This window comes from Nonomuraea sp. NPDC049486 (genome assembly GCF_040676925.1).
Classification (GTDB): domain Bacteria; phylum Actinomycetota; class Actinomycetes; order Streptosporangiales; family Streptosporangiaceae; genus Nonomuraea; species Nonomuraea ferruginea.
In genome coordinates this window covers 21,193-32,316 of the sequence record NZ_JBFAPV010000011.1, presented here as the reverse complement: position 1 = coordinate 32,316, position 11,124 = coordinate 21,193, and the positions used below count along the sequence as shown (strand labels likewise).

Annotated in this window: 11 protein-coding genes and 1 tRNA gene; 5 read left to right on the top strand and 7 right to left on the bottom strand. The window is 68.6% G+C overall.

Going from position 1 to position 11,124, the window contains the following annotated elements; all coding sequences use genetic code 11:
- Positions 1 to 33: 33 nt before the first annotated feature.
- Together AB0K05_RS29180 and AB0K05_RS29175 are read left to right on the top strand one after the other, a co-directional pair.
- Positions 34 to 1,797, top strand: coding sequence for a hypothetical protein (locus tag AB0K05_RS29180; RefSeq protein ID WP_364233260.1), 1,764 nt, complete (start codon positions 34 to 36; stop codon positions 1,795 to 1,797).
- Positions 1,798 to 1,799: 2 nt separating this feature from the next.
- Positions 1,800 to 2,093: a hypothetical protein gene (locus AB0K05_RS29175; protein ID WP_364233257.1), complete on the top strand. Its 294-nt coding sequence runs from the start codon at positions 1,800 to 1,802 to the stop codon at positions 2,091 to 2,093.
- Positions 2,094 to 2,103: 10 nt separating this feature from the next.
- On the opposite strand, the gene AB0K05_RS29170 is transcribed toward AB0K05_RS29175, so the two are convergent.
- The 3 genes from AB0K05_RS29170 to AB0K05_RS29160 all read right to left on the bottom strand — a co-directional run bounded on the left by AB0K05_RS29170 (position 2,104) and on the right by AB0K05_RS29160 (position 3,647).
- Positions 2,104 to 2,601: a hypothetical protein gene (locus tag AB0K05_RS29170; RefSeq protein WP_364233254.1), complete on the bottom strand. Its 498-nt coding sequence runs from the start codon at positions 2,599 to 2,601 to the stop codon at positions 2,104 to 2,106.
- A 99-nt stretch (positions 2,602 to 2,700) separates the two neighbouring features.
- Complete coding sequence (locus AB0K05_RS29165; RefSeq protein WP_364233252.1) at positions 2,701 to 3,354, bottom strand: HAD family hydrolase; 654 nt, start codon at positions 3,352 to 3,354, stop codon at positions 2,701 to 2,703.
- Positions 3,355 to 3,574: 220 nt separating this feature from the next.
- Positions 3,575 to 3,647 (bottom strand) — tRNA-Arg (locus tag AB0K05_RS29160).
- A gap of 1,164 nt (positions 3,648 to 4,811) precedes the next feature.
- On the opposite strand from AB0K05_RS29160, the gene AB0K05_RS29155 reads away from it, so the two are divergent.
- Positions 4,812 to 5,909, top strand: a complete 1,098-nt coding sequence (locus tag AB0K05_RS29155; protein WP_271275772.1) for a D-alanyl-D-alanine carboxypeptidase family protein — start codon at positions 4,812 to 4,814, stop codon at positions 5,907 to 5,909.
- Here the strand turns inward: AB0K05_RS29155 and AB0K05_RS29150 are convergent.
- Entirely contained in the window at positions 5,906 to 6,382 is a 477-nt protein-coding gene (locus AB0K05_RS29150; protein ID WP_271275771.1) for a MarR family transcriptional regulator, read from the bottom strand. The two genes, AB0K05_RS29155 and AB0K05_RS29150, sit on opposite strands and share 4 nt — an antisense overlap.
- 85 nt (positions 6,383 to 6,467) lie before the next feature.
- Here AB0K05_RS29150 and AB0K05_RS29145 point away from each other — a divergent pair, with 85 nt between their 5' ends.
- Complete coding sequence (locus AB0K05_RS29145) at positions 6,468 to 7,346, top strand: alpha/beta hydrolase (RefSeq protein WP_364233249.1); 879 nt, start codon at positions 6,468 to 6,470, stop codon at positions 7,344 to 7,346.
- Here the strand turns inward: AB0K05_RS29145 and AB0K05_RS29140 are convergent.
- Positions 7,333 to 7,899, bottom strand: a complete 567-nt coding sequence (locus tag AB0K05_RS29140; RefSeq protein ID WP_271275769.1) for an RcpC/CpaB family pilus assembly protein — start codon at positions 7,897 to 7,899, stop codon at positions 7,333 to 7,335. The genes AB0K05_RS29145 and AB0K05_RS29140 overlap by 14 nt on opposite strands.
- Positions 7,896 to 8,702: an S-methyl-5'-thioadenosine phosphorylase gene (locus tag AB0K05_RS29135; protein WP_148029023.1), complete on the bottom strand. Its 807-nt coding sequence runs from the start codon at positions 8,700 to 8,702 to the stop codon at positions 7,896 to 7,898. The genes AB0K05_RS29140 and AB0K05_RS29135 overlap by 4 nt, the downstream gene beginning before the upstream one ends.
- A 143-nt stretch (positions 8,703 to 8,845) precedes the next feature.
- On the opposite strand from AB0K05_RS29135, the gene AB0K05_RS29130 reads away from it, so the two are divergent.
- Complete coding sequence (locus tag AB0K05_RS29130; protein ID WP_364233246.1) at positions 8,846 to 10,813, top strand: MDR family MFS transporter; 1,968 nt, start codon at positions 8,846 to 8,848, stop codon at positions 10,811 to 10,813.
- On the opposite strand, the gene AB0K05_RS29125 is transcribed toward AB0K05_RS29130, so the two are convergent.
- Positions 10,810 to 11,109 carry an FmdB family zinc ribbon protein gene (locus AB0K05_RS29125; RefSeq protein ID WP_219551114.1) on the bottom strand — a complete coding sequence of 100 codons (300 nt, stop codon included), beginning with the start codon at positions 11,107 to 11,109 and terminating at the stop codon, positions 10,810 to 10,812. The genes AB0K05_RS29130 and AB0K05_RS29125 overlap by 4 nt on opposite strands.
- Positions 11,110 to 11,124 lie beyond the last annotated feature (15 nt).

Sequence of the window (11,124 nt, the reverse complement as noted above, 5' to 3'; positions counted from 1 at the left end):
GTCCCTTGTAGCCACACCCTCGGGGAGGGGGCCATGGGGGAGTTCGTCGGGATCGACCCCCTCGGGGCAGAGCAACTGGTGCGCCAGATGGCTGCCGGCAAGGACGTCCTGGCCCGTACTCGGCATGGGATCGAGGCGGCCATCGCCGAGGCCGGTCCTTCGTGGACCGGTTCTCAGGGAGTGGCGGCCATGCACAGATCCTGGGCGCTCTTCGATGAGACGCAGCGAGATCTCAAATGGCGGATGGACACCCTCAAGCAGATGGTCCCGACCGCGGGAACCGGCATGTTGAGCGCGTCCTTCGCGTTCGACAGCGAAAAGGAGGCCGCTCGGCAGGGGAAAGCGGACGCGGCGCCTGTCGCCGAGGCGCTCCGGCAGCATGAGGTCGAGAACTCGGTGGAGAGCTGGCGTAAGGTGACCGCAGCCACCGCGGCGGCAAAAGGAAAGCTGAACGATCCCGCTTATGCCGCCGCCTTGCTGACCACTCTCGGGCCGGACAAGTTCCGTGCGCTGTTCATGCACTGGTTACGGGACAAAGGTCCGGCGATGGACAAGGGACTTCCGCCCGGTGTGCTCCGGCAGGGGAGCGAGACGTTGGGGCCGCTGGCCGAGGCTTACGCCAATGCCGAACGCGCCGGACGGCTGGGTGAGGAGTGGGGCGGGAAGTTCATGGAGACGACCCAGCCAGGCGTGCTGACGGCGCTGGTCGCGATGTCCAAACCGTCGAGCGGGCTCCTCAACCAGGTCGCACTACGCGTGCTGGGCCGTCCGCTGGCCGCCGATCTCCCGACCAGCCAGAACTGGAACCTGAACGTACTGGTGGAGGCGTACGACGCCGACCCGCAGGCGCTGCGAACGCTGCTGGCTGACCATAAAGAGGCCGCGGGCTGGTTACTGCATCCGGAACGGTTCCTGCGAACCGGTATCCCCGACTTCGAGACGAAGCTTGCGGGTGTGCTGGACAAGGCGCTGCAACCGGGCGCGGGTGATCAGGGCACACGTGATCGAGCCTGGCTCAACGTCATCGGCGGCGTGGGGGCGGAGGACAGCCCGTGGCTCGGCGGCCAATGGGGTCGCGCGTTCCAGGATTCGCCGATCAGTCAAGCGCTGGCCAGGAACGTGACGCCCTATCTTGATGCGCTCGCGCGTGGTCAGGCAAAAGAGTCCTCGCCCAAGCTCACCCCGCTGTATCCCGCACCACCGTGGGACAAGCTCGACCCTGATGTGGCGTCGCGGTTCGTGGGCGCTCTGATGCAGGACAAGGTAGCGGCGGACGCGTTGTTCAAGGCGTCGCATGAGTACACGGTGGGCTTGGACATCGGCCGGTTTCAGCCGTTCGACAGCGACGACGATGTTCGTGCCGGATATGTGGCACACAGCGCCCTGGCGGGCGGGGTTGCGAATCTTCTGCTGGCGGGCTCGACGTATGCGGAGTGGAGCGACGATGAGTATGCCGACTGGATCGCCGGTGTCATGACGCTGCCCGTCGACTGGCTCTCCAACAAATACTGGCCTATCGACGACCCCACGACGGCGACCGCGCGAGACCGATTACAGGACGACGGCAAGGACGTACTGAAGGATTTCATCAAGGACTACCTGGACAAGCAGACACCCGGTACGGCGGACACCGTCGCAAAGAAGATCGTAGATCAGCAGACACGCTGGGTGATTGATTCGTTGGCTCAGCACAAGCAGAAGCCGCTGACGGTCTGGGATGAAGACGTGGTCGAAAAAACGTTCAGTGGCCGGCTCTACAAAGCTCTGGTGGACGCGCTGGAGAGACGGGGAGGCTGACCATGACCTTCCCTAGCCCGACGCAACTGCTCCGGCAGGCCGCCGACAAGGAACTGCTCGCCACTAACCTCATTCGATACGCCAAAGCCCTGGAAGGGGTTTTCGTCGGCGGACTGGCGAACCCGCAGACCGTTGACGCGTTCTGGAAGGGGCCTGCCGCAGGTCGGTTCAACACCCAGGCCGCACAGATGGGCCGTGAGCTCAAGATGCTCCGGGAAGATTGCGTGGCCACAGCCGAGCGCCTACGCAAACAGGCTGAACTCCTGCGCACGGAGGCGGCCCAGCTACCTGGCTGAACGCGGCGGATCAACTGTCGCGAGCGTAGCAACCGGTCTTGCCGACGATCATGATGTTGGGCTTCTGACCGTTGCGCACGGTCAGCACAAACGTCAATCCCGCCTTCGGGTTGTGCACAACGGACACGCCCAGGTTCTCATCGCGAAGATCGCGATCACTCACGACCTCGTCGTACCCCATGAACTCCAGCAATCCTTGCATCAGACCGGCGGAGTTGCCCGGCATCTGCGCGGCAGGGGAACCGGAGAGATCCCCCTGAGCGCGGAGGACTCGCCGCACCTCACCAGGTGGGCATCCTGATTCCGTATCTTTGTCCGCTCGTTCTGTCACTGCCACCTTTCCAGAGGTGGCTACTTCGCGAGAGGTCAGTAGTTTCTCGCTGTCTGCGACGAGTTGTTTCGTGGCAGCGTCCAATGTGGGCTTTTCGGGGTCTCCTGTGCAACCCGCTACGACCGCGAGAAAGACGAGCACCGCGGCGACAGACAGCCAGCGAATTTCGGGGCGCACGCTCCGGACATTACCTAACCCCTAGTCCCACGTACACCTCGTATGCCTGCTATGCACTGAAATGCTCGTTTTGGTTGCGCTCCTTCGACCGGTACGCATTCAGCTGTACCCGTCGCGCATGATGGCGATGGCCTCTGTGATATCGGCCACGACGCGGTCGGCTCGGTGCTCGCTCCCTGGCCACGTTCCTCGATCGATCCAGATTGTACGAAGGCCGGCTGTCTGCGCTCCTTCGATGTCGGCGATGAGGTTGTCGCCGACCATCCACCCACCTGCGGCGAGGCTGGTTCCGCACCTCTGGGCGGCGATCTCGAACAGGCCGGTCTCGGGTTTCCTGATGCCCTCGACTCCCGACACCGCGTAGCCGTCGACCGCGTTGGTCAGGCCGGTTTGCCGGAGCTTGCCGAGTTGGTTGTCGGCCATGCCGTTGGTGACGATCCCCACCCACCACCCGGCGGCGCGCAACTCGGCTAATCCGGCCGGGACGCCGGGGTAGCACCGGACGAGGTGGGGCATGCGCCGGCGGTAGGCGGCCCACAGTTCGTCGACTGGTTCTGGCAGCGCGAAGTGCTCCCGCACCTTGCCGAAGAAGACCTCTCGATGGGGGAAGCCGTCTCGATCCAGAGAGACGAGCCAGGCAACGCCTTCGGGACCCAATCGTCGCTGCTCGGCGAACTCCTCCGTCCAGAGCAGGAACGCCGTGTCGAGATCGATGAGGGTCCTGTCAAGGTCAAAGAGGGCGAGGCGCTGCACGTGGTCACCCTAGGCGTGAGCATCTCGGTAGCGACAGAGTGCCCCGAGAATCCGGTGGTGACCTTGGGAAACACCTCCAAGATCATCCCGTATATCTCCCGTGATCAAGGTCCTACGGCTGCATACGGGTGCCTTCGGCGGCCTACCAAGGGTCTGGAAAGCAAAAGACCTGCGGTCGGAAAACCGCAGGTCAGCGTACGAAAAGCCTGGTGGAGATGAGTGCCCCCGGCAGGATTCGAACCTGCGGCACCCGCTTTAGGAGAGCGGTGCTCTATCCCCTGAGCTACGGAGGCGGACAGACCAAGCCTAGCGAAAGTCCGGCCCTCCGTGTGCCACCCGGCCCCGGTGACTTGCCGGAGCCCACGTCATGGGTGGTGTGAGCTGCGGTAAAGCCCTGGCAAGTGATCACCTTTCGGGACAGGTGACGCGGATACCGTCCCACCTGTGGATGCGAGGCGACGGAGGCAGGCGCGCCGGCGGCCGGTGGTGCTGTTTGCGGCGCTGCTGGCGCCGGCGATCTTCGCTGCTGGGTTGGCGGCCGGGGAAGCGGGGCGGGACGAGCGGGTGGGTGGTCGGCGGGGTGTGGTGGCGGGGGAGAGGCCGGTCCTGTTCGGGCCGGTGGTCGCGCCTGCGCCGGCTCATCCGGTACGGGCGTTCGCGGCGCCGGTGCCTGCTCAGGTGGCACCTGCTCCGGTCGTTGAGGAGGCGCCGGTGGTGAGAGCTGTGGTGGCGCCCAAGGTTCGGTCGCGGACTCGGGAGCCGGAGGACGTGGTGAGGGAGACGTCACGGGGCAAGCCGTCGCCGACTGCGGAGGCGTGTCCGGAGGAGTGGGAGGACACGTGGCTGTGGGAGTTCTGCCGGGAGCATGAGCGGAGGGTGGCGGCCGGGTCGCGGCGCCGTGACTGACTCCCGGTGTGGGGGTGGCTGGGGCTCGGAGCCGCGTCCTGAGCCCCAGCAAACTCCCTGCCCCAGAAGTCTCGCCGTGCCAGAAGCCGAGGCACGTCGAAAGCCCAGGTGCCCGAGGCCAAGCCTTCCGGAAGCCCAGGTGCCCGGAGCCGAGCCTCCCGGAAGTCGGGGTGCAGGAGGCCGGGGGTGCAGGAGGCCCAGGGCGCAGGAGGTCCAGGGCGCCGCAAGCCAAGCGTGCCGAAAGCCGAGGGTGCCGAATGCCCAACCTGCCGGAAGCCCAGCAGTCCAGAAGCCCAGAAGTCGAGAAGCCCAGCCGCCCTGAATCCCGCTCGCCATAGAACCGCAAGCCTGTCCGCCGCGTACTGACAGACAAGGGCAGCGGTCGTCTTGAAGGGGCAAAAGCGTCGTTCATGTCATAACGGCTCTCCGGAGTTCGGTCCGGACACTCAGAGGGCTGTAGTAACGTGCGTGCCGGACCCGCGTCACGAGTTTGCAAAGCGGAGGAGTCGAACGTGCCAGCCCCTCGGTCAGCAGGTCTGATCGCGGTTGTCATGACGATGACCTCCCTGGCGGGCGTGCCCGCGGCCGGGGCGGCCCAGGCCGCCGGGCAGGCCGCGCATGCCGGTCAGCAGTCCGTACGCGAGGCCGCGGCGAACAAGAAGGCGAACAAGAGGGCGAACGAGAACCCGAAGGACCTCACCGCGCTGCGCAAGGAAGCGCAGCGTTCCGCCCAGGAGCTGGAGGACGCCACCAAGGCTCTGGAGAAGCGCCGCACGGACTTCGCCGCCGCCGAGAAGGAGCTCAAGGAGAAGCTGAAGGCCCTTGAGGTGGCGGAGCGGCAGCTCGCGCAGGTGCGGCGGCCGGTGTCGCAACTGGCCGAGCTGCTCTACCAGCAGCCCGTCGGCGCCGACGGGGTGGCGTCGTTCCTGGCCGGTGACTCCAACAGCGATACCTTGCGGGCGCTGGCGAACGTCAACCACATGGTCACGGTGCGGCAGCACGCGGTGGAGGAGACGAGCACGCTCACCCTGCACACGCAGCGGCTGGCCGGCGACGCGCAGGAGTTGCGGGCGGGCAACCTGCTCGCCGAGGCGCAGATGGCGGCGGAGATCGACCTGCTCAGGAAGAAGTCCGACAAGGTCGTCAAGTCGCTGACCCAGCAGCTGGTGAAGCTCGGCATCAAGATCGACAAGGTGGAGAAGGCGGCGCTCGGGTGCAACCCGCTGCGGGCGGCCACGGCCAACGACTACCCCAACGGGCTGATCCCGACGAGCATGCTCTGCCCGTTGCAGCAGAAGGGGCACAGCCTGCGGGCGGACGCGGCGATCGCGTTCGTCAGTCTGAACGAGGCCTACCGCAAGCAGTTCGGCAGGCCGATGTGCGTGACGGACGCCTACCGGAGCCTGGCGGAGCAGCAGTCGGTCTACTACCGGCGGCCGGGGTTCGCGGCCGTGCCGGGGAAGAGCAACCACGGGCTGGGGCTGGCCGTGGACCTGTGTGGCGGGGTGGAGAGGTTCCGGTCGGCGGAGTTCAACTGGCTGGAGAAGTACGGCAAGAAGTACGGGTGGATCCACCCTGACTGGGCCTACCGCAGCCCGTTCGAGCCGTGGCACTGGGAGTACGATCCCGAGGCCGACTCGGTGCTTTAGAGCTCTTCACGCATGCTCGTCGCCGACGCGCCGATGGTCTGCTCGATGCCGATCAGGGCTTCCAGTTGTTGTGCGGACAGCGACGCGGTGAAGTGGCGGTGGATCGAGGCGAGATGGGCCGGGGCGGCCTCGGCGTAGACCTGCCGGCCTGACTCGGTGAGCACGACGTCGTCGCCGCGGCCGTCGAGCTCGCAGGCTTGGCGGGCGATCAGCCCTCGCCGTTCCATCCGGCCGAGTTGGCGGGACAGCCGGCTGTGGGCCCAGTTCATCCGGGCGGTGAGGCCGTTCACCCGGATGCAGTGCTCGCCGTCGGACATCGCCGCCACCGCGTCCAGCACCTCGTAGTCGGCCATCGACAGGCCGGTGTCCCGCTCCAGGTCGCGCGCGATCTCCGCGTCCACGAGCAGGTGCAGCCTGCGGTAGGCCGCCCAGGCCTGGCGCGCGGTCTCTTCTTGCGGTCGCGGTCTCGTCATGGGGATCAGTGTAAGGAATTTTCGTGACATGTAACGAGACTTCCTCTATCGTCTTCGTTACATGTAACCAAAGAGCGGAGGCGTGATGTCGTTCGAGCAGCGCATGATCGAGGTCAACGGGGTCGAGCTGAGCACGGAGTCCTTCGGCCGGCCGGAGCATCCCGCGATCCTGCTGGTCCATGGCGCGGGTCACTCACTGCTGGCATGGGAAGAGGACTTCGTCCGGCGACTGGTGGCCGGGGGCCGATACGTCATCCGCTACGACAGCCGGGACGCCGGCCTGTCGACGAACTATCCGGCGGGAGCGCCGGCGTACGGGCTGCGTGACCTGGTCGCCGATGCCGCCTGCCTGATCGACGCCCTCGGCTTGACCAGCGCCCACGTCGTCGGCATGTCGCAGGGCGCGGCGATCGGTCAGCTTCTGGCGCTCGATCACCCCGGCCGGGTCGCCTCGCTCACCCTCGCCTCCGCCACGCCCGGCGGGCCCGGGCACGAGCACCCGGACCTGCCGCGGATGTCGGCGGACCTCCAGGCCCTGTTCGCGGAGGAAGACCCCGGGCCCGACTGGTCCGACCGGGCAGGCGTCATCGACTACCTGGTGGAGGCCGAGCGACCGTTCGCCGCCGCCTCAAGGCCGTTCGACGAGGCGGGCATGCGGGCCATGGCCGCCCGGGTGGCCGGACGCACCACGAACATCGCCGCCCAGCTGACCAACCCTTTCATGATCGATGCCGGGGAGCCGTGGCGGGGCCGGCTCGGGCAGATCACCGCGCCGACGTTGGTGCTGCACGGCACCGAGGACCCGATGTTCCCCATCGAGCACGGACGCGCCCTGGCCGAGGAGATCCCCGGCGCACGTTTCATGGCGATGGAGCAAACCGGTCACGAGGTCTTCCCTCGCGCCCAGTGGGACACGGTCGTCGACGCCATTCTCGATCACACGAGGGCCTTCAGGCCGGTTTGATGGCGATGGACAGGTGGCCCGACGCCTGGGCGCCTGCCAGGGACTCCGCCTGGGTGAGAGTGGTGGCCAGGACGACGAGGGCGCCGTGGTCGTCGTCGGCCGACGGGATGGTCAGCACGGTCACGTCGTCGGCGACCAGGGAGGCGGTCTGGGTGTCGCCGGCGGCGAGGACGCCGATGCGGGAGCCGGGGGAGATCAGGCGCACGGCGTCGGGGTCGGAGATGCGTACGGGGGTGGCGACCATGCCGGGCGGCAGGCGTAAGCGGTCGAGGAGGCGGGCGTCGGTGAGCGGCTCGCCGCGGCGCATGGGGGCGGCCAGGACGCGGCCGGTGGCGCCCGTGCGGAGGGCGCCGTCGGGCGGGGCGGGCATGGGCACGGCGCGCAGGTCGCCGGGACGGAGCACGCCGGGTGACAGGTCGCGGGCGGCGACCAGCACGGCCGGGCCCGCGGGCGGGCGCAGCGCGAGGTGGCCGCACAGGACGCCGAGGGCGGCCAGGACCGCGGCGACGAGGCGGCGGCGCCGCTCGCACCGCCGCAGCCAGGCGCGGATCACGGCAGCTCGAAGGGAAGCTTGATGCCGTCGAGGGCGGAGCCGCAGGAGCACGTGCGTTCCTCCGGCAGGGCCTGGACCGTGTCGGAGACGAGGGTGCGCATGCGGGCGACGTTGCGGGCGAAGAACGCCAGCACCTCTTCGTGGGTGACGCCCTCGCCGGCCTCCACGCCGGCGTCGTGGTCGGTCACCAGCGACAGCGAGGTGTAGCAGAGGGCCAGCTCGCGGGCGAGCGCGGCCTCGGGGAAGCCGGTCATGCCGACGATGGTCCAGCCGTTGCGCTGGAACCACTGCGACTCGGCCCTGGTCGAGAAGCGCGGGCCCTCGATGACCACGAGCGTGCCGCCGTCGGCGGTCTGCCACTCGCCGGCGCGGGCGGCGGCGACGGCGACCTCGCGGCCCGACGGGCAGTAGGGGTCGGCGAAGGAGACGTGGACCGCGCCGCCGGCGTCGTAGTAGGTCTGGACGCGGCCGGAGGTGCGGTCGACGAGCTGGTCGGGGACCACGATCGCGCCGGGGCCGAGCTCGGGCTTCAGCGAGCCGACCGCGCTGGGGGCGAGGACCTGGCGGACGCCGAGGGAGCGCAGGGCCCACAGGTTGGCGCGGTAGGGGATGCGGTGGGGCGGGAACCGGTGGTCCCGGCCGTGGCGGGGGATGAAGGCCACCGGACGCGAGCCGATGCGGCCCACCGTGACGACGTCGCTGGGCGGGCCGTAGGGGGTGGCGACCTCCACCTCCTCCGCCTCGTCGAGCAGGGAGTAGAAGCCGGAGCCGCCGATGACGCCGATGTCTGCGCGAATGACCATGGCGCTGAGAGTAGCGGGCGGGGGAATGGGGTCGAAGAGGCCGAATCTCGTTCTGTGGATATCGCGGGCGGGCGGGGTGAGGGCTGTGGACAAGGCGCGACCACCCAACGTGGCCGATACGATACGCGGCGTATTATCGGCGCATGCGGCAACGGGGCCTCGGGCTGATCATCATCGCGCTGATGCTCGGCATGCTGCTGGCCGCGCTCGACCAGACCATCGTGTCCACGGCGCTGCCCACGATCGTCGGCGACCTGGGCGGGCTCGATCACCTGTCGTGGGTGGTGACGGCCTACATCCTCGCCTCGACGGTGTCCACGCCGCTGTGGGGCAAGCTCGGCGACCAGTACGGGCGCAAGCGGCTGTTCATCGCCGCCATCGTGATCTTCCTGACCGGCTCGGCGCTGTGCGGGCTCAGCCGTAACATGGGCGAGCTGATCGGCTTCCGCGGCCTCCAGGGACTCGGCGGCGGCGGGCTGATGGTGCTGGCCCAGGCCATCGTGGGCGACGTGGTCTCGGCCCGCGACCGGGGGAAGTACCAGGGGTTCTTCGGCGCCGTGTTCGCCGTGTCGAGCGTCGTCGGGCCGCTGGTCGGCGGCCTGTTCGTCGACCATCTGTCGTGGCACTGGGTGTTCTACGTCAACCTGCCGCTCGGCGCCGTCGCGCTGCTCGTGATCACCGCCGCGCTGCCCGGCGACCGCCAGCGCGCCCGCCACACCATCGACTACGCGGGCGTGGTCCTGCTGGGCGGCGCGACGTCCTGCCTGGTGCTGATCGCCACCTGGGGCGGCACCGTCTACCCGTGGGCCGACCCGGTGATCGTCGGGCTGGCGGTGGCGGCGGTCGTGATGCTGGCCGGCTGGGTGGCGGCCGAGCGCCGGGCGCGTGAGCCGGTGCTGCCGCTCGCCCTGTTCAGGAACCAGGCATTCGCGGCGTCGTCGGTCGTGGGATTCGTGGTCGGGTTCGGGATGTTCGGCGCGCTCACGTACCTGCCTCTCTACCTGCAGGTGGTCCACGGGGTGAGCGCCACGTTGTCGGGGGTCTACCTGCTGCCGATGATGGCGGGCATGCTCACGCTGTCGGTCGTGAGCGGGTTCGTCATCTCGAAGACCGGTAAATACCGCTTCCTGCCGATCGCGGGCACGGGCATCGCGACCGTGGGGATGTTCCTGCTGTCGACGCTGACCGAGTCGAGCGGCATGCCGGCCCTGTCGGTCTACCTGCTGATCCTCGGCGTGGGCATCGGCATGACCATGCAGGTGCTGGTGATCGTGGTGCAGAACGCGGTCTCGTTCAAGGACCTCGGGGTGGCCACGTCGGGGGCGACGTTCTTCCGGTCGATCGGCGGGTCGTTCGGGGTCGCGGCGCTCGGGGCGGTCTTCACCGGGCGGCTCGCGCAGGACGTGCGCGAGGTGCTGGCCGGGTCGTCGCTGCCGCCGGGGTTCGACCCGGCCGAGGTGCAGAAGGATCCCACGGTGGTCCGGCGGCTGCCGCCCGGCCTCGCGGCCGAGTTCCTCCACGCGTACGCCGACTCGATCGCCATGGTGTTCCGGGTGGCGGCGCCGGTCATGCTGGTGGCGTTCCTGCTGTCGTGGTTCATCCCGCAGCAGCGGCTCAGGGAGACGACGAAGGCGGCCGACCTGGGCGAATGCCTGGGCGCGACGTCCGCCGAGCGTTCGTCGCTGGAGGAGGTGGAGCGGGGCCTGGTCCGGCTCGCCGACGCCGAGCTGCGCACGGGCTACTACACCCGGATGGGCGATCTGGCCGGGCTGGCGGGCATGAGGCCGGAAGGGGTGTGGATCATCGCCCGGCTGGGCGGCAAGGGCTGGGTGTCGGCCGCCGCCCTGGCGGAACGGGCGCGGGTCAGCAGGGAGCAGGGCAGACCGTACGCCGACCAGCTCGTCGACGACGGGTTTCTGGAGCGTTCGGCGGACGGCGAGATGCTGCGGCTCACCGAGCGCGGCCAGGAAGCCGCGCTGCGGCTGCTGCGTTGCTCACGCGAGGCGCTGAGCAGGTCGGTCGCCGACTGGGGGCCGCATCCGCAGCTGGAGGAGCTGCTCGACCGGGTCGCTCCGGATCTGCTCGGAGCCCTGGTGGACCGCCCTCGCTAGTTGGAGGCGGCGGCGGGGGCGGGGGCCGACTCGGCGGGCTTGCTGTCCGACTTCGACTCGGACTTCGAAGAGGACGAGCTGTCGGACTTCGAGGAAGAGGACGAGGAGGAGCCCGACGACGAGCGGTTGTCGGTCTTGTAGAAGCCCGAGCCCTTGAAGACGATCCCGACCGCCGAGAACACCTTGCGCAGCTGCCCCTCGCACGCGGGGCACACGGTCAACGCGTCGTCACTGAATTTCTGAACGACCTCGAGCTGCTCGGCGCAGTCGTTGCAGGCGTACTGGTAGGTCGGCACGCGTTCCTCCTAGCA